This window comes from Phyllobacterium myrsinacearum (assembly GCF_014138285.1).
Classification (GTDB): Bacteria; Pseudomonadota; Alphaproteobacteria; order Rhizobiales; family Rhizobiaceae; genus Phyllobacterium; species Phyllobacterium myrsinacearum_A.
Genome location: NZ_JACGXN010000014.1, coordinates 42379 through 65256, shown reverse-complemented (window position 1 = coordinate 65256; position 22878 = coordinate 42379). Strand labels below are relative to the sequence as shown.

The following is a 22878-nucleotide window of genomic DNA, read 5'->3' as shown; positions in this document are numbered from 1 at the left end:
ATGAAATGGAAAGGACCTTCTCATGTCAAACAAGTCAGAAACGGTCACAGGAAAGGATCGCTACAGGTCCGGTGTCATGGAATACAAGAAGATGGGTTATTGGGAGCCCGATTATGAACCGAAAGACACTGATATTATCGCACTTTTTCGCATTACACCGCAGGATGGTGTTGACCCGATCGAGGCGGCGGCTGCCGTTGCAGGTGAATCGTCAACTGCAACCTGGACCGTTGTGTGGACAGATCGGCTCACAGCAACCGAAAAGTATCGCGCCAAGGCTTATCGCGTTGATCCGGTTCCCAATGGGGAAGGCCAATATTTCGCTTACATTGCCTACGATCTGGATCTGTTTGAACCGGGTTCCATCTCCAATCTGACGGCGTCGATCATCGGCAATGTCTTCGGATTCAAGCCGCTTAAAGCACTGCGGCTGGAGGATATGCGCCTGCCTGTCGCCTACGTCAAAACCTTCCAGGGTCCGCCGACAGGGATCGTCGTTGAACGCGAACGCCTCGATAAGTTCGGTCGCCCGCTGCTTGGCGCGACCGTAAAGCCGAAGCTTGGACTGTCCGGTCGCAATTATGGGCGTGTTGTGTATGAGGCACTGAAAGGCGGCCTGGATTTCACCAAGGATGATGAGAACATCAACTCTCAACCCTTCATGCATTGGCGCGAACGGTTCCTCTACTGCATGGAGGCGGTGAACAAGGCACAGGCTGCCACGGGCGAAATCAAGGGTAGTTACCTCAACGTTACGGCAGCGACGATGGAGGATATATACGAACGCGCCGATTTTGCCAAAGAACTCGGGTCCAACATCGTCATGATTGACTTGGTGATCGGCTATACGGCTATTCAATCAATGGCCAAGTGGGCGCGTCGCAATGACATGATACTGCATCTGCATCGCGCTGGCCATTCCACCTATACGCGGCAGAAGTCACACGGCGTCTCGTTCCGTGTCATTGCCAAATGGATGCGCCTTGCGGGGGTAGATCATATTCATGCCGGCACGGTGGTTGGCAAGCTCGAAGGTGATCCGGCAACCACGCGGGGCTACTATGATATTTGCCGTGAAGACTTCAACCCGATGCGGCTCGAGAACGGCGTGTTCTTCGACCAGCACTGGGCTTCTCTCAACAAGATGATGCCGGTGGCGTCGGGCGGTATTCATGCCGGCCAGATGCATCAGCTTCTCGATCTTCTGGGCGAAGATGTGGTTCTGCAGTTCGGGGGCGGCACTATCGGCCATCCGCTCGGTATCGCGGCCGGAGCTACTGCCAACCGCGTTGCACTCGAATGTATGGTTCTTGCACGCAATGAAGGCCGGGACATCCTGCGCGAAGGGCCGGAAATTCTGCGGATGGCGGCGCGCAGTTGCCAGCCTCTGCAGCAGGCGCTCGAAGTCTGGAAGGATGTTTCCTTCAACTATACCTCAACCGACTCGCCGGATTTCGTTCCAACGGCAACAGCAGCTGAATAGGAGAAGAGATATGCGTATTACCCAGGGGGCATTCTCGTTTCTGCCCGACCTCACCGACGGGCAGATCGCCAAGCAAGCGCAATATTGCATCGACAATGGCTGGGCGGTCAGTCTCGAATTCACCGATGACCCGCATCCCCGCAATACATACTGGGACATGTGGGGACATCCCATGTTCGACAATCCGGATGCGGCGGCATTGATCATGGAATTGAAGGAATGTCGCAAGGTTTATGGCGACAGCTACATTCGAATGGTCGCCTTTGACAATTCCCACGGCTGGGAATCGGTCAAACTCTCGTTCCTCGTCAACAGACCTGCAGAGGAACCGGGCTTCCATCTCGCGCGTCAGGAAGGTGAAGGTCGCGTCGTCCGCTATACGACAAGATCCTATGCAACCGACAAGCCCGCGGGGCAGCGTTATGGCTGACGCCAGCATCATGCAGCTGGAGAATGGCGGCGAGAACATTCCCGCTGCCATCGACCTGCGCGCCGAATATGTCGAATCCGGCGTCAAGGACGTGCTGGACGAACTTGATCGAGATCTGATCGGCCTGAAGCCGGTCAAACTGCGGATCAAGGAGACAGCCGCCTTGCTTTTGGTGGAGCGGGCGCGGCGGCGAATGGGTTTGGCCCACGAGACGCCGACCCTGCATATGAGCTTCAGTGGTAATCCGGGGACCGGAAAAACCACCGTGGCTTTGCGCATGGCGGATCTCCTGCACCGTCTTGGCTATATCCGCAAAGGTCATCTCGTCTCGGTCACACGTGACGATCTGGTCGGTCAATATATTGGTCACACGGCACCAAAGACGAAAGAAATATTGAAGAAAGCCATGGGCGGCGTGTTGTTCATCGACGAAGCCTATTATCTGCACCGGCAGGAGAACGAGCGCGATTACGGCCAGGAAGCCATCGAGATATTGCTTCAGGTTATGGAAAACCAGCGCGACGATCTCGTGGTGATCCTGGCAGGTTATGCCGACCGCATGGACAAGTTTTTCGAGAGCAATCCCGGTTTCCGCTCACGCATTGCGCACCATATCGATTTTCCGGATTACAGCTCCGGCGAGTTGCTCAGTATTGCCGAAACCATGCTGACGAAACAGAACTACAGCTTCGACACGGAGGGCCGCACCATCATGGCTGATTATATCGAGCGGCGTCGTCAACAGCCGCATTTCGCCAATGCCCGTTCCATCCGCAATGCACTGGACCGGGCGCGCTTGCGGCAGGCAAACCGGCTGTTTGAAGCATCCAACGGACCAACCGATGCCGTAACTCTGTCAACGATTACGGCCGCCGATATCAGGAACAGCCGTGTATTTGCAATGTCTGGTATGGAGGATCAAAAGCCATGAACCAGAAGACACTCATAGCGCCGTCCGTTCTTTCTGCGGATTTTTCCAGACTGGGTGAAGAGGTGGAAGATGTCATTGAGGCTGGAGCTGACTGGATACATCTTGACGTGATGGATGGGCATTTTGTTCCCAATATTACCTTCGGTCCTCAAGTCATAAAAGCGATCCGTGGCCGAACCGGAGCGGTGTTCGATTGCCATCTTATGATCGCACCGGCGGATGCCTATCTGGGCGCTTTTGCCGATGCCGGATGTGATTTCATAACAGTTCATGCGGAAGCAGGACCACATCTGGACCGTTCGCTGCAAACCATTCGTAATCTCGGCAAGAAAGCGGGCGTATCGCTTAACCCGTCTACGCCGGAAACTGTAATCGAGTACGTGCTGGATCGGCTCGATCTTGTGCTTTTGATGACTGTCAATCCAGGATTTGGCGGTCAGGCATTCATTCCGTCGGTTGTTGAGAAAACACGGCGTTTGAAGGCTCTGATCGGTAGCCGTCCGATTCATATCGAAATCGACGGAGGTGTAACGCCGGAAACGGCCCCGCTGGTGGCGGCTGCCGGAGCTGACATTCTTGTCGCTGGTTCTGCTATTTTCAAGGGAAACAGCAAGGCGGCCTATGCTGATAATATTGCTGCCATCCGCAGCGCTGCCGACAATGCCCGGCACCGGAAGGCGGCGTGACAGGAGAGGACGAAGATGGCAGCGATACCACCTCTGTGTGATTTCGGCTGGAGAGCTGTAGATGCAAGCGTGATGGGCACGGATGGCCAACAACATTCCATTTTGGCTCAGGCGGGAGCCCGCGGACTTGTCATCGCCTTCATCTGCAATCATTGTCCCTATGTAAAAGCAGTCATTCAGCGCATCATGCGTGATGCAAAGGATCTCAAAGAGCTGGGCGTTGGCTTCGTTGCTATCAATGCCAATGATGCAGCGTCATATCCCGCCGATTCCTATGGGAACATGCAGATTTTCTCGCAGGAAAATGCTTTCCCCTTTCACTATTTGCATGACACAGACCAGACAGTTGCACGAGAATATGGTGCAGTTTGCACACCTGACTTTTTCGGATTCAACGCAAATTCCGAATTGCAATATCGTGGACGGCTGGATGGATCGCGCAAGCAGGAAGGGATAACTGATCTGCGACGGGATCTGTTCGAGGCGATGCGGCAGGTTGCACTTTCAGGACAAGGACCACGCGAACAGGTCGCTTCGGTTGGTTGCTCGATAAAATGGCGCGAGAACGCCTGAAGGAGCAATGCCGCCAGCTGTCAGACTGGCGGCAAAACTGTTATTTCGAGTATTGTTTGAGATAGGCCTCAAGGTTGGAAATATCCGTGTCATCTTTCAGGCCGGGAAAGGCCATCTTCGTGCCTGGCACCTTGGCCTTTGGATCGTGCAGATAATCACGTAATGTGGCAGTGTCCCATATCAGACCGCCTGCGCCTGCGGCCTTCATCGCCGGTGAGTAGCTGAATCCCGGGTGTGTGCCGGCAGTTCTCCCAAGTAGACCATTAAGAGATGGTCCGACCTTGTTCTTGTCCGTGTCTGCCACATGGCAGACCATACATTTCTTGAAAACTGTCGCTCCCGCCGTGACATCACCCGCATCCTGAGCACGGGCTCCAATAACTGACAGAACTGCAACTGACATACCCATCAGCAGTACAGAATATCGCATGGCATTTCCTCATTTTCGCCAAGGGTGCCCTAGACGAAGACTGGTGCCAATTTCCATGCATTGGCACCACCATTTTAGCCTGATCTTTTTGTTCAACGAATGGCTGATCATAGCATTCCGAAACGTTACCCGTGACATTGCATAAGTCAATCGCCATGCAGCAGAAATAACGCCGCAGTATCACGATTGCGTTTTCCTTTGAGGGCATGATTGACGGCGGCGGGCGGGAGCCGTAATTTGCCAAGGATATTTCTCATCGGGCACCTTGGGAAATCCGACGAACGCCTTCTGGTTCCGTCAATTCGCCTCGCATGATCGGGGGAATTGCGGGATGGGAGTGGGATGAGAGGTGCCGAATGGATGTTGTCGAACTCATCTTAACAGTCTGTCTTGTGTCCAACCCGTCAAATTGCCGGGAGGAACGTCTGCATTTTGAGAACAAGGGAAATCTTCTCAATTGCATGTTCCTGGCACCGGCCGAAATTGCCAAATGGACGGAAGAGCATCCGAAACATCGCGTCGCTCGCTGGAAATGCACCTATCCCACAAATGAGCTGACGTTGTGACAGATAAGCTTCAATATTTTCTGCGCATCTTCTGCTTGTTGCTCGCACTGCTTGCCGGCAACGCACAAGAAAGCCAGGCTGCGGAAACCGTGCGTGTCGGTGTCCTCAAATTCGGTACGGTGAACTGGGAGCTCGACACGATCAAACACCACAAGCTCGATGAGAAATATGATGTGAATGTGGACGTTCATTTCTTCGCCAGTGAGGACGCGACCAATGTCGCGATGATGGCGGGGGATGTGGATATAATCGTCTCGGATTGGCTTTGGGTATCGCGTCAGCGGACGTCAGGTGAAGACTTGGCTTTCGCGCCATATTCCACCTCGGTGGGTGCGCTCATGGTTCGCGACGGGTCACCAGTCAAAAGTCTTGCCGATCTGAAGGGCAAGAAAATCGGCGTTGCAGGCGGGCCTCTCGACAAGAGCTGGCTACTCCTTCAGGGGCTTGCCAAACGTCAGTCGCTCGATCTGGCTGAGCAGAACGAAATTGTCTATGGTGCCCCGCCATTGCTGGCCGAAAAAGCGCAGCAGAACGAGCTTGATGCTGTTCTGAATTTCTGGAATTTCTGCGCGAGATTGGAAGCTGACGGCTTTCATCGGGTGATCAGTACGAGCGATGCCGCAAAGGCTCTTGGCGCTACCGGCACCGTGTCGGCTCTGGGCTACATATTCCATGATAGCTGGGCAAATGCCCATCCCAAGGCTATTGCCGGATTCATAAAGGCTAGTGGTGATGCGAAAGTGCTTCTCGGCGGTTCCGATGCGGAATGGCTAAGGCTTGCGCCAGTGATAAAAGCGGAAGGCCGTGAACTCGCGATTTTGCGTGAACGGTATCGCGAAGGTATCCCTTCACGACCCATCAATGACGAGCAAGCGGACGCGGAAAAGCTCTATGCGGTTCTTGCGGAACTCGGCGGCCCACGACTTGTTGGGCCGGCAGCAACACTGGCTTCCGGTACGTTCTGGAGGGCGAGATAGATGGCAGCCGTTTCCACTGAGCAGCAGGGCACAGTAAAGACGATGCTTTTACCGCAATCGCGACGGTGGACCTCGCCTATCGTGGTATTGCTGTCTTTCGCGGCACTCATATTCGTCTGGCATATTGGCGCTGCGATATGGCCAAGTCGATCCTTTCCTGCCCCGCTGCTTGTCCTGCAAAAATTTGTAAGCGAAACCGCGAACGGCGATTTACCCTATCATTTGGCGATCACCCTGTGTCGCGTCGTGGCCTCGTTCTTCCTTGCGATGGTTATCGGATCAGTGATCGGTGTTTTTCTGGGCAGTCATCGACGTGCTGATCAGTTTTTCAACCCTTGGCTCATTCTTTTCCTGAATGTCCCGGCGCTCGTCATCATCGTCCTGGCCTATATCTGGTTTGGCCTGAACGAGGCGGCGGCGATTGGTGCTGTTGCCTTGAACAAAATTCCCAATGTAGTCGTGACGATGCGAGAAGGAACGCGTGCGCTCGACCCGCGCTATGCCGAGATGGCGCATGTTTACCGTTTCAGCGCACTCCATCGTTTGCGGCATGTCCTGTTACCGCAGTTGCAACCTTATATCGCAGCAACTGCGCGTTCTGGCATTTCACTGATTTGGAAGATTGTTCTTGTTGTCGAGCTCATGGGGCGATCCAATGGTATCGGATTCCAGATTAATCTGTTTTTTCAACTCTTCGATGTTGCCGCAATTCTCGCCTATACGCTGGCGTTCGTTGCGGTAATGCTTTTCATCGAACTTGTGGTGGTACAGCCTCTTGAACACACATCAACGCGTTGGCGTCGTCGACCGGCTTGAAGTTGATATCCAGGAAAAATCGTTTCGTTCATCGAACGGCGAAGCGATTGATGTGCTGTGTGATTTGCATTTCGACGTAGAACAGAACCAGTTTGCCTGCATTCTGGGCCCCTCTGGATGCGGCAAGACGACTACATTGCGCATTTTACTTGGGCTTGAGAGTAATTATCGGGGGACGGTTCAGTTGCCTGGATCGGTAGAACCTCGCATCGGTGCGGTGTTTCAGGAGCCTACGCTGCTGCCCTGGCGTTCGGTAGAACAAAACGTGCGGCTGGCACTGCCGAAGCATTTAAAAAACACGAACCTCGACGGTTTGTTCAGCATTCTGGGATTAGCCAGGATGCGGGCATTCTATCCTGGCGAACTGTCTCTTGGTCTTGCGCGGCGGGTGGCGATTGCGCGAGCGCTGGCAATCGAACCGGACATTCTGCTGCTTGACGAGCCCTTCGTTTCGCTGGACGAGGCAACAGCACAACAGCTTCGCCATCTGCTCATGTCCGTTTGGTCAGAGCACCCGACGACAGCACTTATGGTGACTCACAATCTGCAGGAGGCAATCATGCTGTCGGACCGGATTATTGTATTCTCGGATCGGCCGGCGCGCGTCATTGGAACCTTCGATATCAGGGTTCCACGACAGAGCCGCAATGCGCAGGTCAAAGCGGATCTGCTGCGTTCGTTCAATGCAAAGTTCGCGGGCAGGGGTATCTGACCATGAGTCACGCGACCCGGCGCAATATCCTTAAAACAGGCATATTTTTTGCCTGTTGCGGCGTGCCACATACGCGTGCGGCGCTGGCCTGGTCGATGTCCGCTGATCCGTTACCGGTGAAACAGGTCGCTGACGGTGTATTTGCCTTTGCCGGCGCACCAGCGATGATGACCCGTCAGAATGAAGGCGAGATTTGCAATGTCGGTTTCATTATTGGCGATGACTCGGTTGCCGTCATCGACAGTGGAGGAAGCGTGGTTGAAGGCAAGGCTTTAATCGGGGCCATTCGGGCCAAAACCGACAGACCTGTCCGCTATCTGATCAACACCCATATGCACCCGGATCACCTGTTCGGCAATGCTGCTTTCAAGTCTAGCGGCGCCACCGTTGTTGGCCATCATAATTTGCCGCGCGCATTGGAAAGCCGTGGCACATATTACCTGCAAAGTTACAGAGAGGCCATGGGCGATGATTTGATGGCGGATATCAGGATCGTTCCGCCAACCAAGCTCATAACCGATGAGGAAGACCTCGATATTGGTAATCGCAAGCTTACCTTGAGAGCATGGAAGGCAGCACACACCGATAATGATCTTTCGGTTTTTGATCACAAAACCGGTGTCCTTTTTACGGGAGATCTATGCTTTATCGACCATCTGCCAACGATAGACGGTTCGCTGCTCGGATGGATTGCGCAATTGGATATCCTGAATGGGATCAAGGCGAAATTTGCGGTACCGGGACATGGAGCGGTGCCCTCACCATGGCCACAGGCATTGGAAGCAGAGCGTCGGTATTTTGACGTGCTTGCGAGCGACATACGTAGAGCCATTGCTGACGGTGTGCCGATGACAAATGCCGTCAAGTCGGCTGCACAGCGCGAACGCGCAAACTGGAAACTTTTCGACGAATACAATCAACGTAACGCGATCGCGGCTTTCGCTGAACTTGAGTGGGAATGATTTGGCAATGTCGGCATTTGCCAGACCGTTCGGTTGGATGGTATAGTTCATGAGAAGCCGGGCACCGCCAAACTTATCCTTGGTGGAGGCAGAACACTATGTTTGCAACGATTCAACTGCGCAATCCTTTGGTTGCCGTTGTTCTTTTTGCGTTTTTTGGTTCGGCGATATCTTCCTCTGCCTGGGCTCAAAATGCAGATTCTCCTGAAAGTACAACCTGGAGCAGCTTGAAGGGTGATGTCTTCGGGCAGAAGTTCATTGAGCCCGCGAACGGTATTGTCAGTATCGAGGCGCCTAAGCGAGCGGAAGATGCTGCGATCGTTCCGATTGACCTGCATTTCAAAACGGATGCCGCATCCGGCCGCATCAAGACAGTGACCTTGATCGTCGACGAGAATCCATCACCGGTTGCTGCTGTATTCAGGTTTGGTGTCGATGCGGGCGTGACTCACCTGGCAACGCGATTGCGTGTGAATGCTTATTCCTATGTAAGGGCCATCGCGGAGACCGAAGATGGTAAACTCCGCATGACAGAAACCTTCGTCAAGGCATCGGGCGGCTGCTCTGCGCCAGCCATGAAAAATTCCGACGAGGCGCTCGCCAACCTTGGCAAAATGAAATTGCGTGTGTTTTCATCCAAATCATCCGGGATGGAGCCGATGACCCGTGCGACTGAAATGCAGCTCATGATCCGCCATCCGAACAATTCCGGACTGCAGATGGACCAGGTAACCCGGTACTACATACCGGCGCACTTCATTCAGGGACTGATCGTGTCCCAGGGCAACCGGCTGATCATGTCGATGGAGGGTGGAATTTCGATTTCGGAAGATCCGAATTTTCGCTTTGAATTTGATGCGAAGCCAGGAGAGGACGTTAAGGTAGAGGCGTCCGACACCGAAGGAAAGAAATTTCAGGACGAGTGGCCGCTTGCATCATCAAGCTTGTAACGAGATGAATCAAGGCTTTAAAAACAGCGTATGTCGGCTTCGGCCTGGGCGCGTTTCAGTTCCGTGATCGAAGTTTTCGCCGGAGCGCTTTCGCGAAAGAGGGCGCCATTTTCGCCGGGAACCATTCCCATTGATTTGTATGTTTCAGCGGCCACATAGTGATCATAGGAAATGACCGACGCAATGACATCGATCGAACAGGAACAGCGTTGCAGCGAATCCCGGTTCTCTCCGTTGGCCTTCATGCAGCCGTAAACGTATTCGGCAAGGGCTGGCGTGGGATAATTCGTGGCTGATTTTGCCGGCAAAGAATATGCAATTGTTGCGATTGCGAACAGGCTTAATTGCAGGGCTTTTGATATTGACATCGGGCCGTTGCCTTTGCGCTGATGAAGTGTCACATTTTTCAAATGGATAACAAATAATAATATTGATTGGAAAGAATTGTCTAGTATTAAAGTATCAAATTATGATGTTCCTATAGATTGCAGAATAAAATAGGAAAATGCAAAATATGCTGCAATGCAAAAAGTGTATATTGCGGTGCAGAAAATATAAATTGATAAACATGCTTGCCTAATGCAAATCTTTCTCCTATCGTCATCTTGTTTCCGGCTTCAAGGACGTTACCGTCAAGGGAGTGGTGACAGTCTTCGTAGGCCAAGCGGGGTGGGCAGTAACGGTGCCCTCTGCGCGCCTGGCTTAGGTCGTGACACGCTGCCGGAAATACTTCCCCATTTGCGTGAGCTAATGGAGCGGGCCGTTGCTATTAACGGTTTCGCCCGATGGTTCATAAATGTGAACTTAGGGAGGACTCATAATGCGTGTACACAAGAATTTAATGCGAGCGTTGGCTACTTTTACTTTGTCATTTTCATTGGCGGGAGGAGCTTTGGCCAATGACGATCTGCAGGCTTTGATTTCCAATTCCAAGGACTGGGCGATCCAGACCGGCGATTATGCCAATACCCGATATTCAAAACTCAACAAGATCAATAAGGATAACGTCAAGAACCTTCAGGTCGCCTGGACGTTTTCGACAGGCGTGCTGCGCGGCCACGAAGGTGGTCCGCTCATCATCGGGGATGTCATGTATGTCCATGCGCCCTATCCGAATACAGTCTATGCGCTTGACCTGAACAATGACGGCAAGATCCTGTGGAAGTATGAACCCAAACAGGATCCAAATGTTATTCCCATCATGTGCTGCGACACCGTTAATCGCGGCGTAGCCTATGGTGACGGAAAAATCTTCCTTTACCAGGCTGATACAACCCTCGTGGCTCTCGATGCAAAAACAGGCAAGCCCGAATGGTCAGTGAAGAATGGTGAAGCTGCCGATGGTAGCAAAGGCGAGTCCGGCACTTCTGCTCCGATGGTCGTGAAGGACAAAGTCATCGTCGGTATTTCCGGTGGTGAGTTTGGTGTGCGCGGTGCTTTGACTGCCTATAATATCAAAGACGGCAAGCAAGCGTGGCGGGCATGGTCGATCGGTTCCGACAAGGACACATTGATTGATCCGGAAAAGACGACCCAGCTCGGTAAACCGGTCGGCGCTGATTCCAGCACCAAGACATGGGAAGGTGATCAGTGGAAGATCGGTGGTGGAACAACCTGGGGTTGGTATTCTTATGATCCCAAATTGAACCTCATTTATTATGGCACGGGTAATCCCTCCACATGGAATCCCAGTCAGCGTCCTGGCGACAACAAGTGGTCCATGACAATCATGGCCCGTGATGCCGATACCGGTATGGCGAAATGGCTGTACCAGATGACCCCGCATGACGAGTGGGATTATGACGGTGTTAACGAGATGATCCTTGCAGACGGTATAAAAATAGATGGCAAGGATCGCAATGTTCTGGTGCATTTTGACCGCAACGGCTTTGCCTACACTCTGGACCGTGCAACCGGCGAACTTCTGGTAGCAAAGAAATACGATCCGGCTGTCAACTGGGCGACAGAAGTCGTGATGGACAAGAACAGCAAGGACTATGGGCGTCCTATCGTCGTCGACAAATATTCGACGGCAAAACAGGGTGAAGACGTCAATACGACGGGTATTTGCCCTGCCGCTCTTGGTACCAAGGACCAGCAACCCGCCAGCTATTCACCGAAGACGAAACTCTTCTATGTCCCGACAAACCATGTCTGCATGGATTACGAGCCCTACAAGGTCAGCTATACCGCCGGTCAGCCTTACATCGGTGCAACGCTTTCCATGTATCCGGCTCCGAACAGCCATGGCGGCATGGGCAACTTCATTGCCTGGGACGCAGCAAAGGGCGAAATAGTCTGGTCCAAGCCGGAGCAGTTCTCGGTCTGGTCCGGTGCTCTTGCAACCGATGGCGACGTGGTATTCTACGGTACGCTTGAAGGTTATCTGAAGGCAGTCGATAAAAACGGCAAGGAGCTTTACAAGTTCAAGACTCCTTCCGGCATTATCGGTAACGTCACCACCTATGAACACAAGGGCAAACAATATGTTGCCGTTCTGTCTGGTGTGGGTGGCTGGGCAGGCATCGGTCTTGCTGCCGGTCTTACAAAAGGCACGGATGGTCTGGGTGCAGTCGGTGGTTATGCCGGTCTGTCCGACTATACGGCTTTGGGCGGTCAGCTGACCGTTTTCGCCGTCCCCGAATAAACAGGGGCGGATGGACACATAAACAGGGTGCCCGGTTTCAACCAGGCCGGGCCCCTCGTGTCACCTGACCGACAATTGATGATCAATCATAACCGTTGAGCCGGCGCTGAGAGGTGCTGCCCGACGGGTGAATGCGAGGTTACCGGATGCCGATTCGAACAACACTTCTGGCGGTCGCAGCCGCTTTTGCTCTCCTTGCGGGGCAAGGCAGCAGCTATGCTGATGACAAGGCTGCAGCCGCAGTCGCTTCTGAGGACAACGGTAAATATGCCGACAAAGACGGAAATCCGACATTCAAGATACAACCGGATGGAACGGTCGATTGGTATACCTACAGTGGTTATCGCCGCTTCAATTCTGAATGCAATGTTTGCCACGGAGCTGATGGGGCCGGGTCGTCCTTCGCGCCGGTTCTGGCCAATTCACTCAAGACGATGTCCTATGCCGATTTTATGGCAATCGTTGCCGGCGGTCGTAAAAACCTGAGCAATGGCAATGACAAAGTGATGCCGGCTTTCGGCGACAACAAGAATGTCTATTGCTACATGGATGATCTCTACGTCTATCTGCGCTCACGCGCTGTCGGTGACCTTCCGCGAGGACGGCCGGCAAAGCATGAAGACAAGCCTGCGGCCGCCAAACAGGCGGAAGATTCCTGTATGGGTGGATGAGACAATGCAGAGCTCAAAATCTTTCCTGTACTGGTTTGCTGCCTTGTTGTTCGCGGCTATTGCCGTGGCGCCTTCGAGTGTCCGTGCGCAGGGGGCCGGCTTGGGAGCTGCCGGTGAACTCGTTGATCCTGATATACTGCGTGTTTGTGCCGACCCATCGAACATGCCGTTTTCCGATCAAAGCGGCAAAGGATTTGAAAACAAGCTGGCGGAACTGGTAGCGTCCAAAACCGGACGGAAGTCAGTGGCTTATACCTGGTATCCCATGGCTACCGGCTTTGTACGCAATACCCTGCGGTCCAACCACTGCGATATCATCATGGGTTATGCCCAGGGTGACGAACTTGTGCAGAACACCAATGCCTACTACCGCTCTACATATGTCATGGTCTTCAAGAAGGGCACCGGTCTGGATGATGTGGTATCGATCGAGGACAAGAAGCTGGCGGACAAGAAGATCGGTGTTGTTGCGGGAACTCCTCCTGCAGCCAATCTCGCCAAGGTTGGCTATATGCGCAACGTTCTTCCCTATCCATTGATGGTTGATACGCGATTGGCACCCTCCATGGCGGATGTCATGATCAAGGATCTTATGAAGGGGACTATAGATGTGGCGATCCTTTGGGGCCCGATGGCGGGTTATTATGCACATGAGATCAATCCGGACTTGACGGTCGTCTCGTTGGCAAAGGAAAAGTCCGGACACATGGCTTACCGGATTACAATGGGCGTACGCCCGTCGGATCAGGAGTGGAAGCGAACACTGAACAAGATCATCAAGGAGAACCAGCCGGAGATCAATCGGATCTTGCTTGAATATTATGTTCCGCTGATGGACGAAAATGACAAGCCGATCACGCAATAGCCGATCGGGCAACGCAGCGCCGATCTATTTGGCAGCCGTGGTCTTTTTGATGAGTACAGGTGTCAATCTGGCTGGTGAAAAGGACAATGTGCCCGAACCAGAGGAATACAGAACAAACACATACCGGGCTCCCGTTCCTGCGACCTTGAAGGGGGCAAAAGTTGTAACGACGGATGAGGTGATTGCTCTATGGGAGGACAAGTCGACGGTCTTTGTTGATGTGCTCCCACATGATCCTAAACCGGCGAACCTTCCAGCAGGAACTGTATGGCGAGACAAGGTGCGGGAAGATATTCCGGGGAGCATCTGGCTTGCAAATGTAGGCTACGGAATTTTGAACAAGGAGACAGAAGCCTATTTCCGCAAAGGGCTGGAATCGCGTCTCGGATCCGACAAGAATCGAAGGGTGCTTTTTTATTGTATGGAGAATTGCTGGATGTCGTGGAATGCCGCCAAAAGGGCAATCGAATGGGGATACCGCTCCGTGTTCTGGTATCCGCTTGGCACTGATGGCTGGATCGCGGCGGGGCGGGCTACACAAAAAAATGAACCCATTAATTTCAATCTTGCGCCATGATGGCGTACGATGGTGAGGGAAGATCACCTTGGTGATCTTCGAATAGAAGGAGGCATAGCATGAAGAAAACCTGGACAAAGCCAATCATGTGTCAGGTTGCTGCCGGTATGGAACTTACACGTTACATGCCCGCAGAACTGAAGACCAAGAAGTAATCTCCAGTCTTCGCCCTGCGTGATCGTTCACGCGGGGCGAGTTCGGGATTTGATGCAATATTCTGGAAAGCAATTTCCGGCTTTTTGGAGATTTACCCGCAATGCGATTGAAAATAATCGGTTCAGCGGCCGGAGGCGGGTTTCCTCAATGGAATTGCAATTATCGATTAAGTCGCGGAGCCTGGAACGGCGGAGCAAACTTTCGTCCCCGAACCCAATCCAGTCTTGCCGTCAGTGCAAAGGGAGCCGATTGGGTGCTTTTCAATGCCTCACCCGATATACGTCAGCAGATCGCAGCGACACCGGAGCTTCAACCACATGAAAATGGGCCTTTGCGCGCGACACCAATAAGAGCGGTGATCCTGACCAATGCGGATGTGGACCATATTGCCGGGCTGCTTGCTCTGCGCGAACGTGAGCCATTTGCTCTGTATGCGACAGCGCGCGTTCTTGAGGTGCTCGAGGCCAATTCCATTTTCAATGTCCTTGACCGGGCAATCGTTCACCGCCGCGAACTGAAGATTGGCACGCAAACGGACGTTCTGGATGCGACGGGAAAATCGACAGGCATCGTTGTCGAAACTTTTACCGTTCCCGGCAAGGTCGCGCTATTCCTTGAAGATCAGGCCAAAGCGGCAGAAGGTTTTGGTACTCAAGAGGGCGATACGATCGGGCTCCGGATTTCCTCAAAAGGCAATGAGCACTCTGTATTTTATATTCCCGGCTGCGCGCGTATCGACGCGATGCTCAAATCAAGGCTGGAGCGGGCGGATTGCCTGCTCTTCGATGGCACTCTTTATACAGACGATGAAATGATTACGGCGGGTGTCGGCTCTAAGACCGGCGCGCGGATGGGGCATGTATCTATTTCAGGTGAAGAAGGTTCACTGGCTGCTTTGGCAACGCTTGGAATTGGCGACAGGATTTATGTTCATATTAATAACACCAATCCTGTTCTCGACGACTCATCCGTCGAACATGCGGCGGTTGTCGGCGCCGGCTGGAAAATAGCATTTGATGGCATGGAGATCAGACTTTGAGTGAATTTGGTGATGCGGCACGCAATGGATTATCCCCGGCGCAGCTTGAAGAGGTCCTGCATGCCGTGGGTGCTGCGCGCTATCATAATCGTCATCCGTTTCATAATCAGATGACCAGTGGGGCCCTGACCAAGGGACAGATGCAGGCCTGGGCGCTTAATCGCTATGCCTACCAGTCGGTCATTCCGCGCAAGGATGCCGCTATCATTATGCGCTCGGAGGATCCGGAGTTTCGCGCCGAATGGCGCAAGCGGATCGATGACCATGATGGTGATGATGGCTGGAACGGCGGCATCGCGCGCTGGCTCAAACTGGCCACTGGTCTGGGCCTTGATGCCAATGTGGTCAAAAGCGAAAAACTTGTATTGCCAGCTACGCGGTTTGCCGTGGGCGCGTATCTTACCTATTGCACCAACCGCACATTGCTCGAAGCGGTAGCATCGTCGCTGACCGAACTGTTCTCGCCGATCATTATCAGCGAGCGTGTTCCGGCGATGCTGGCAAAATATGATTATATCACCAAAGATATTCTAGCCTATTTTGACAAGCGCCCGGCGCTTGCCTCTCGCGATTCCGATTTCGCGCTCGCCTATGTGATGAAACATGCCAACAATCCTGAAAAGCAGCAGGCGGCAATCGATTCACTTGTCTTCAAATGTGATGTGCTCTGGGCGATGCTTGATGCGTTGGCCCATGCTTACGGCGAAAAGGGCAATATTCCGCCCGGTGCCTTTGTGCCGGAGCCAGCATGATTGAAACATCCCGCTCCCGTGCCGTCGTGTCGATGCAATCACTGCCGATTTTACGGCGTCATGTGCGATTGCAATATGATGGGGTGCGCGAGGCGTGGGCATTGCTATCACCGGAGAAAGTGTTTTGGCCGAATGAAGTCAGCCTCGACATTTTGCGACTCTGTGATGGTCGCCACAGCGTGACGCAGATGATTGCAATTCTCGCGGATCAATATGCTGCGGAGCAGGAAGAAATAGCTCCGGATATCAGCGCCTTCCTGCAGGAGTGGTCCGACAAGTTTCTGGTGACGCTATGACAGACCCTGTGCTTCCTCCGATCGGTATGCTGGCAGAACTGACACACCGTTGTCCGCTGCAATGCGCCTATTGCTCTAACCCGGTCGAGCTTTTGAAGGCCAATCGCGAGATGGACACTGCAGGCTGGCTCTCGTTGTTCGAGCAGGCAGCGGACCTCGGTGTTCTTCAGGTTCATTTGTCAGGAGGTGAACCGACGCTGCGTACGGATTTGACCAAGCTTGTAGCCGGTCTTGCCAGGCGTGGTGTCTATACCAATCTCATTACCGCCGGTGTCGGTATTGCCGAAGGGCGTATCGAAGCGCTAGCTGATGCGGGGCTTGATCATATCCAATTGAGTTTTCAGGGCGCCTTCGCCGCGACCACCGAGAAAATCGGCAATGCACAAGGGGCCCATGAAAAGAAGCTTGAAACAGCCAGACGCGTTCGCGCCACGGGTCTGCCACTGACTATCAATGCACCGATCCACCGCCATAATATGGAAGAAGTACCCCAGTTCATTGAGTTGGCGCTTTCCCTCGGAGCGGAGCGGCTCGAGATCGCCAATGTGCAATATGCTGGTTGGGCACTCCTCAATCGCAAGGCTCTCATGCCGGAGCGCGAGGCGGTTGAACGTCAGGTGCAGATCGTCGAGGAGGCACAGGAGCGGCTGCGCGGCATCATGACGATCGATTTCGTCACACCAGATTATTTCGCCATTTATCCCAAACCCTGTATGGGAGGGTGGGCACGGGATGCCTTCATGGTTGCTCCTGATGGAGCGGTTTTGCCATGCCATGCAGCAGCAACGATTAAATCGCTGCATTTCGAGCGTTTCGGCGACTGGGATCTTGCTCGCATCTGGCATAAATCTTCCGCATTCAACGCGTTCCGCGGGACTGACTGGATGCTGGAACCCTGTCGCAGTTGCGAACGGCAGGAAATTGATTGGGGCGGCTGCCGCTGTCAGGCCATGGCGATTACGGGCAATGCTGCAGCGACTGATCCAGCCTGTATCAAATCGCCTTTACACGCGCGCATGGGCACACTGATCAATGAAGCGATGGAAACCGCTGTCTCCGATGCAAAGCCAGACGCCTTCACTTATCGCCGTATTGGTAAGGCTGCCGAGCCTATTACCTGAACGCTAGTTCTTGAGCATTGATTGGCCGATAGTCTTCGACAGACCGTAAAGCCTTTGTTCGATAATGGTTGGTACTTCACAAACATAGGTCAGGGATTGCACGCGTTCTTCGAAAACCCTTGTTTCCCATGTCAACCTCTCGTTGGCGCGGTCGAGGTCGTCTGGGTCCGTATCGGCCTTACCACGCATAGCATCGACCCTGGACGCTTCCTTGCGCAGATCCTCCGCCATTTCACGCTGCTTTCCGGCATAGCGTGAGATGCCGGATATAACTTGTACTCGTTCGCGGTTCAGCGTGTCGAATAGACCTTGGAACAACAATAACATCTTGTCATTTACCTGATCGCTGGGGAGGTTAGCAGCAAACTCGACGATCTTCCTTTGCGCAACATCCAGCGGATTGCGCCGCGCTGCCACTTCATCGACCAGAGCATGTATTGTTGCGTCGTCGTCCCAACTTTTCGCGGTTTCAGGAATATCCGGACCGTTCCAAACCTGTCCAACAGACAATTCGGGCACTTTGCGTTGCACGCAAGGCCAGGTGGGATCATTCTGTACTGCACTGAAAGACGCGCCGACCGAGGCTATACAGAGGAGAAGACTGGCAGTGATAATCCGGGACTGTCTCAATTGTTCCCTCCCTCTTGTTTCTTGATTACGAGGCCCCTCGATGGATCATAGGCGATGATGGCACCGGCGATGAACACAAGCGTAAAGCCACAGACAACAGCGAGGGATGTCCACTCGATTTTCCCGTAAAAAGCGAACCGCACCAGTTCAACGGCATAGGTAAAGGGATTAAGCAGACATATTTTGTAGAGCAGGGGACTTGCTTCTTGCACGCGCCAGAGCGGGTAGAGCGCGGAGGACGCAAAATACATCGGAAAAATCACGAAATTCATGATTCCCGCAAAGTTTTCCAGCTGTTTGATCATGGAGGAAAGCAACATGCCGAGTGCTCCCAGCATCATGCCCGCAAGGAATAGTGCAGGCATCGTCAAGAAGTATCCAGCTGGTGCCGCTTTCACCCCCCAGAACCAGGCGATGAACAAGAATGCGTAGACCTGGACAATAGAAACGGCGACACCCGCGAGCAGCTTGGATACGAGCAGGAACCAGCGTGGGAAGGGGCTGACCAGCAACGTGCGCATATTACCCATTTCCCGGTCATAGACCATGGAGAGCGAGGATTGCATGCCGCTGAACAACAGGATCATCCCGCACAGCCCGGGAGTGATGTAAACCTCATAAAGTACATAGGTCTGATAAGGCGGGATGATCGAGACACCGAGAACCTGACGAAAACCCGCTGCGAAGATGAAGAGCCATAGCAGCGGTCTTACGAGGGATGAGATAAAGCGCTCGCGTTGATGAAGATAGCGAAGCCCCTCGCGAATAAGAATACCCTTCAGACACACCAGATGTTGCATCACGCCAAAACGTTGGTATCCGGCGTTCTGGAGGGAAGCGTTGCCGGGAATGTCGGTCATGGACGGCCTCCCACATTCAAGGAAACGATGCCCGTGAGGCGGGAGAAAGCTTCGTTGATAGTGTCACTCCCGGCATCTTTGACGACGTCGTGCATGGTGCCATTGGCCACCAGCTTACCCTGATTGAGGACAATGACCTGATCGGCGTGGTTGACTTCATCGATCAGATGCGTTGCCCACAATACGCTTATGCCCTTTTCCTCGACCAGTTTACGAATATCCCTGAGGATCGTTGCACGGGACTTTATGTCGAGGCCGACGGTCGCCTCGTCCAGCAATAACAGCGAAGGCTTGTGCAACAGGGCACGAACAATTTCGACGCGCCTGATCTGGCCACCCGAGAGGCTGCGGGCTTTCTCATAAAGGCGGTCGCTCATATCGATCGACAGCATGAGATCATGAATTCGCCGGTTAGCCTCACGCGATCCAATCCCATGCAGTGATGCGTGGTAAGACAGATTTTGGTGTATCGTCAGGTCAAGATCAAGCGTGCGAGCCTGGAAGACAATTCCAAGATGTCGCAGCGCGTCTCCTGATCTGCGATCGACATCGTTGCCGAATACGTGGATACGACCATAGCGGGTCGCGAAGAGATGGCTGATCAGGGAAAACAGCGTTGTCTTGCCGGCGCCGTTCAAGCCCAAAAGCACCGCAAAGCGACCAGACGCTATTGAGAACGAGATGTCGTCCAGCGCCTGTCGCTTGCCGTAGAAATAGCTCACCGAGGTAAGTTCCAGTGCCGGTACATTGGTGTCTGGCAATGCTTTGGCATGAATAGTCTTCAATTCATTATTTGGACCCATCAAGCTCCACCCTCGGTACCCTATGCAGTTCCCATTCCAGCAAATACTGATGCTTATTTGATCGTAATTGTCCCCTTCATACCCTTGTCGGCAAGATCAGGTACAGACCAGGTATATTTGCCCGGCCGTACTGCCGTGAACTGGACGTTGATTGTACCCGGAGAGTCAAACTCCAGCCATGCGGGAGCTCCGTTCATGTGGACTTCAAGGTCATTGATGACGATTTGATTCATCCAGACATTGCGGAAAAGGTCCGTAACGAATTTGTATTCGAGGCCTGCTGCTGAGGTAATCTTCCAGCGATATCCCTGACCGGCAACCAGCTCGAAATCCTTCTGGTTTACAGTGAATTCATCGTCTTTGGAGCCAAGGATCAGTTCCGGTACATTCTTGCTGGCGCGCGTGACCGCAGGTGTCTTGGCCCCGGCTGTTGCCTTTGGTTCTGGCGCTGCCTTGTCATCGTCGTCATCCGCCTGAGCCATGGCGAAGGATGGGATAAGTGCCAGGCTGAGAAAGCTGGCCAGTGCAAACATTCTGAAAGTCGACATATGTTCCTCCCTTTTGTCGATTATTCCTGTTAGTTCGGCGCGACCGCTACACCCCATGGCAATTGGCCAACGGTCACCGATTTGATGGGTTCATCGGTCTCTGTGTCGATGAATGTTATGTCGTTGGAAAGGCCATTGGTGCTGATAATACTTTTGCCATCCGGCATGAAGGCAAGCTGCCAGACCCGCTGTCCCACCAGGACATACTTTTCTACTTGGTAGGTTTCCGCATTGACGACGGCGACACGGTTGGCTGGTCCAAGCGCAACATAGGCCTTCTTGCCGTCGGAACTGATGCGTATACCCACCGGCTGGATTTGCTCGGAACGCAAACCTTGAATTTCGAAGGTGATCTTGTGGGTCACTGTCCGGGTCGCGTTGTCGATGACGGAGACGGTGCCGCCAATCTCTGCGGATACCCATACCTCCGAACCATCTGGTTTGAACTGCGCATAACGCGGGCGTGAATCGACTAGAACGTTATCGGTAATCTCATGTGTAGACGTATCGATGAAATGCGCCATGTTTGTCGTTTCTGACGTGTTAACGATGGTCTTGCCATCGGGACTCACGCCCATGCCCTCCGGTTCGACACCAACAGGGATTTCGGCAATAACCCCCTTGGATTCCACGTCAATGACGGTAACCAGATTATCGTCCTCATTAGCGATGTAGAGGGTCTTTCCATCGGGAGACAGGGTGAAGAGTTCGGGGTCCGGACCTGAGGGCAGCGATCCGATGATTTCGCCCGTGGCGGTATCAATCATCTGCACGGTATCATCGTCGCTGGCGCAAACGTAAACTATCTTTCCATCAGGGGAGATGGTGATGCCGCGCGGTCTTTGCCCGACATCAATAGTTTTCACCACCTCCATGGTTTTCGAGTCAACAACCGTTACCGAATTGCCTTTCTCATTGGAAACATAGACCATGTTTGCCCAGCTGGGTTGCGCAAGAAACGGCAGCGCTACGGTCGCAGCAAGCAGGCACATGTGGTGTCGCATCTTATTCCTCCCATACGTTTATATTTTTATTTCAGCTTACATTCGGTCTCTGGCCTGTCGACGCCCAGCGTATCAAGTTCCGAGAACTGGTGCAGGAAGCCTGCCTGAGGTGAAGTCGAAACAACGCTGTGACCGTCACCAATCAGGATCGGCTGCCGCAATTGCCAGTTCCAATTGCGGAAACTGAGTTTTTGACCTTTGAAGGCGGCAATGGAGAATTCATCGGATTTGATATAGTCCTCGACCTGTTTCGTCTCCGCGCTTTTCGCCCGGGTAACCGCTTCTCCGAGAATGCGCACAGCCGTCCATGCCTGCATGTCTTTCGACAACATCCGACGTCCGGTCGTTTTGGCAAAGCGATTTTGAATCTGTACGCCGCCCCACTGTTCACTTGCCGGATGCCAGCTGGAGGCTACCAGACCTGCCGTTCCCGCCACCGGGCGCGGAGTCCATGTCCTATAGGGAACGTAGCTGCCAAAGACTTCGCTTTCGTCGGCGACAATGACAACATCATGCTCGGGCAGGTTCTGGGTAAAGACAGGCATCTGCTGCTGGACGAGAACAACACCGCTATCAGTTCTTCGCGCCGTTCCCTTGTCTTCATACAATCGCTCTTCGACGATTGTAGCACCAAAGCGGGTAGCGGCACGGCGGATAGCATCAGCATAAAGCTTGTCATCATCGTGAGAGCCGTAAAGCAGCACCCATTTGCGCCACTGTTTCCAAACGAGGTATTGTGCCAACCCGTCGGCGAGCATGCTGCGTGTGGGTGCCGTGTGAAAGACGTTCGACCGGCACTCCTTCTCACGCAGAATATCGTCAGTGGCGCCGACGTTGAAAAGCAGCACTCCAGCGTCCTTGGCCAAATCCGCTATAGCAAGCAATTGCTTGGCGGAAATATCCGTCAGGACAAAGTGGTTGCCGCGCGCAATCATTTCCTTGAAAGCCGGAACCACGTCTGCGTTGAATTTCGTTTCCTCGACATCGAGTGTAAATTTCTGGCCAAGAAATTTGCCGGTCGTATTGTTATCATTAATTGCAACATTTGCACCGGCAAGGCCTTCATCGCGGGGAGGGATATCCAGGACGGAAAGCGCCAGTTGCGGCTCATAGGCACGGAGGTAGCCGATACGTATATCGACTACCGGTTTTGCAGTTTGATTTGCCGGTGATTGCTGTGCCGATAATTCAGACACGTTGACGAACAGCAAAAAAAAGCCGAATAAAAACGTGAGAGTATTTGGCACCGTACTCTTCATGACCAAACCATTCATACTGCCGCCATTCAAGTAATGGCGGTGGATTAAGAACAGAGGTGCCCATAGTGTTTTTAAACAAACCCACCATAATCTCAACCCTCCGGGTCAGCTTTTCTTGCACACGAGGCAAGGTT

27 protein-coding genes are annotated in these 22878 nt (G+C 53.2%); 19 read left to right on the top strand and 8 right to left on the bottom strand.

Annotated features, from left to right (window positions below; translation table 11 throughout):
* Positions 1-22: 22 nt before the first annotated feature.
* The 5 genes from FHW16_RS25160 to FHW16_RS25140 are packed head-to-tail and all read left to right on the top strand — an operon-like array spanning position 23 to position 4103.
* Positions 23-1483, top strand: coding sequence for a form I ribulose bisphosphate carboxylase large subunit (locus FHW16_RS25160; RefSeq protein ID WP_182552017.1), 1461 nt, complete (start codon positions 23-25; stop codon positions 1481-1483).
* 10 nt (positions 1484-1493) lie between these two features.
* Entirely contained in the window at positions 1494-1913 is a 420-nt protein-coding gene (locus tag FHW16_RS25155; protein WP_182552016.1) for a ribulose bisphosphate carboxylase small subunit, read from the top strand.
* On the top strand, positions 1906-2844 hold the full coding sequence (gene cbbX / locus FHW16_RS25150; protein WP_246711945.1) for a CbbX protein: 939 nt from the start codon (positions 1906-1908) through the stop codon (positions 2842-2844). The genes FHW16_RS25155 and cbbX overlap by 8 nt, the downstream gene beginning before the upstream one ends.
* On the top strand, positions 2841-3530 hold the full coding sequence (gene rpe / locus FHW16_RS25145; RefSeq protein ID WP_182552015.1) for a ribulose-phosphate 3-epimerase: 690 nt from the start codon (positions 2841-2843) through the stop codon (positions 3528-3530). Before cbbX ends, rpe begins: the two co-directional genes overlap by 4 nt.
* A gap of 15 nt (positions 3531-3545) precedes the next feature.
* A complete protein-coding gene (locus FHW16_RS25140) occupies positions 3546-4103 on the top strand; it encodes a thioredoxin family protein (protein WP_182552014.1) in 558 nt (185 codons plus the stop codon).
* Positions 4104-4143: 40 nt separating this feature from the next.
* Here FHW16_RS25140 and FHW16_RS25135 read toward each other — a convergent pair whose 3' ends face one another.
* Entirely contained in the window at positions 4144-4533 is a 390-nt protein-coding gene (locus tag FHW16_RS25135; protein ID WP_182552013.1) for a c-type cytochrome, read from the bottom strand.
* 562 nt (positions 4534-5095) lie between these two features.
* On the opposite strand from FHW16_RS25135, the gene FHW16_RS25130 reads away from it, so the two are divergent.
* The 5 genes from FHW16_RS25130 to FHW16_RS25110 all read left to right on the top strand — a co-directional run bounded on the left by FHW16_RS25130 (position 5096) and on the right by FHW16_RS25110 (position 9516).
* Positions 5096-6076 carry an ABC transporter substrate-binding protein gene (locus tag FHW16_RS25130; RefSeq protein WP_182552012.1) on the top strand — a complete coding sequence of 327 codons (981 nt, stop codon included), beginning with the start codon at positions 5096-5098 and terminating at the stop codon, positions 6074-6076.
* On the top strand, positions 6077-6892 hold the full coding sequence (locus FHW16_RS25125; RefSeq protein ID WP_246711944.1) for an ABC transporter permease: 816 nt from the start codon (positions 6077-6079) through the stop codon (positions 6890-6892).
* Positions 6852-7604 (top strand): ABC transporter ATP-binding protein, encoded by a 753-nt coding sequence (locus FHW16_RS25120; RefSeq protein WP_182552011.1) that lies wholly within the window; start codon positions 6852-6854, stop codon positions 7602-7604. The genes FHW16_RS25125 and FHW16_RS25120 overlap by 41 nt, the downstream gene beginning before the upstream one ends.
* Positions 7605-7606: 2 nt before the next feature.
* Entirely contained in the window at positions 7607-8566 is a 960-nt protein-coding gene (locus tag FHW16_RS25115; RefSeq protein WP_182552010.1) for a quinoprotein relay system zinc metallohydrolase 2, read from the top strand.
* 227 nt (positions 8567-8793) lie between these two features.
* Complete coding sequence (locus tag FHW16_RS25110) at positions 8794-9516, top strand: quinoprotein dehydrogenase-associated SoxYZ-like carrier (RefSeq protein ID WP_246711943.1); 723 nt, start codon at positions 8794-8796, stop codon at positions 9514-9516.
* Between the two features lie 17 nt (positions 9517-9533).
* On the opposite strand, the gene FHW16_RS25105 is transcribed toward FHW16_RS25110, so the two are convergent.
* The gene (locus FHW16_RS25105; protein WP_182552008.1) at positions 9534-9884 is read right to left on the bottom strand and encodes a hypothetical protein; all 351 of its coding nucleotides are present in this window, start codon (positions 9882-9884) and stop codon (positions 9534-9536) included.
* A 473-nt stretch (positions 9885-10357) separates the two neighbouring features.
* Here FHW16_RS25105 and xoxF5 point away from each other — a divergent pair, with 473 nt between their 5' ends.
* The 9 genes from xoxF5 (at position 10358) to pqqE (ending at position 17640) form a co-directional block, all read left to right on the top strand.
* Positions 10358-12163, top strand: coding sequence for a lanthanide-dependent methanol dehydrogenase XoxF5 (gene xoxF5 / locus FHW16_RS25100; protein WP_182552074.1), 1806 nt, complete (start codon positions 10358-10360; stop codon positions 12161-12163).
* A gap of 146 nt (positions 12164-12309) precedes the next feature.
* A complete protein-coding gene (locus FHW16_RS25095) occupies positions 12310-12834 on the top strand; it encodes a c-type cytochrome, methanol metabolism-related (RefSeq protein WP_182552007.1) in 525 nt (174 codons plus the stop codon).
* Positions 12835-12838: 4 nt separating this feature from the next.
* Positions 12839-13699, top strand: a complete 861-nt coding sequence (locus FHW16_RS25090; RefSeq protein ID WP_182552006.1) for a substrate-binding domain-containing protein — start codon at positions 12839-12841, stop codon at positions 13697-13699.
* Positions 13677-14276, top strand: coding sequence for a PQQ-dependent catabolism-associated CXXCW motif protein (locus tag FHW16_RS25085; protein ID WP_432652085.1), 600 nt, complete (start codon positions 13677-13679; stop codon positions 14274-14276). Before FHW16_RS25090 ends, FHW16_RS25085 begins: the two co-directional genes overlap by 23 nt.
* A gap of 59 nt (positions 14277-14335) precedes the next feature.
* On the top strand, positions 14336-14431 hold the full coding sequence (locus FHW16_RS25080; RefSeq protein WP_182552005.1) for a pyrroloquinoline quinone precursor peptide PqqA: 96 nt from the start codon (positions 14336-14338) through the stop codon (positions 14429-14431).
* A 101-nt stretch (positions 14432-14532) separates the two neighbouring features.
* Positions 14533-15471: a pyrroloquinoline quinone biosynthesis protein PqqB gene (pqqB, locus tag FHW16_RS25075; RefSeq protein WP_182552004.1), complete on the top strand. Its 939-nt coding sequence runs from the start codon at positions 14533-14535 to the stop codon at positions 15469-15471.
* On the top strand, positions 15468-16223 hold the full coding sequence (pqqC, locus tag FHW16_RS25070) for a pyrroloquinoline-quinone synthase PqqC (RefSeq protein WP_182552003.1): 756 nt from the start codon (positions 15468-15470) through the stop codon (positions 16221-16223). The genes pqqB and pqqC overlap by 4 nt, the downstream gene beginning before the upstream one ends.
* A complete protein-coding gene (gene pqqD / locus FHW16_RS25065; RefSeq protein WP_182552002.1) occupies positions 16220-16519 on the top strand; it encodes a pyrroloquinoline quinone biosynthesis peptide chaperone PqqD in 300 nt (99 codons plus the stop codon). The genes pqqC and pqqD overlap by 4 nt, the downstream gene beginning before the upstream one ends.
* Positions 16516-17640, top strand: coding sequence for a pyrroloquinoline quinone biosynthesis protein PqqE (gene pqqE / locus FHW16_RS25060; protein ID WP_182552001.1), 1125 nt, complete (start codon positions 16516-16518; stop codon positions 17638-17640). The genes pqqD and pqqE overlap by 4 nt, the downstream gene beginning before the upstream one ends.
* Positions 17641-17643: 3 nt before the next feature.
* On the opposite strand, the gene FHW16_RS25055 is transcribed toward pqqE, so the two are convergent.
* Genes FHW16_RS25055 through FHW16_RS25030 form a run of 6 tightly spaced genes read right to left on the bottom strand, consistent with a single transcriptional unit; the run spans position 17644 to position 22744 of the window.
* Complete coding sequence (locus FHW16_RS25055) at positions 17644-18270, bottom strand: hypothetical protein (RefSeq protein WP_182552000.1); 627 nt, start codon at positions 18268-18270, stop codon at positions 17644-17646.
* Positions 18267-19070, bottom strand: a complete 804-nt coding sequence (locus FHW16_RS25050; RefSeq protein WP_182552072.1) for an ABC transporter permease — start codon at positions 19068-19070, stop codon at positions 18267-18269. Before FHW16_RS25050 ends, FHW16_RS25055 begins: the two co-directional genes overlap by 4 nt.
* Positions 19071-19126: 56 nt before the next feature.
* On the bottom strand, positions 19127-19933 hold the full coding sequence (locus FHW16_RS25045; RefSeq protein ID WP_182551999.1) for an ATP-binding cassette domain-containing protein: 807 nt from the start codon (positions 19931-19933) through the stop codon (positions 19127-19129).
* A 53-nt stretch (positions 19934-19986) separates the two neighbouring features.
* Positions 19987-20481 (bottom strand): hypothetical protein, encoded by a 495-nt coding sequence (locus FHW16_RS25040; RefSeq protein ID WP_182551998.1) that lies wholly within the window; start codon positions 20479-20481, stop codon positions 19987-19989.
* Between the two features lie 29 nt (positions 20482-20510).
* On the bottom strand, positions 20511-21485 hold the full coding sequence (locus FHW16_RS25035; protein WP_210278272.1) for a YVTN family beta-propeller repeat protein: 975 nt from the start codon (positions 21483-21485) through the stop codon (positions 20511-20513).
* Positions 21486-21511: 26 nt separating this feature from the next.
* On the bottom strand, positions 21512-22744 hold the full coding sequence (locus FHW16_RS25030; RefSeq protein ID WP_182551997.1) for an ABC transporter substrate-binding protein: 1233 nt from the start codon (positions 22742-22744) through the stop codon (positions 21512-21514).
* Positions 22745-22878: the final 134 nt, after the last annotated feature.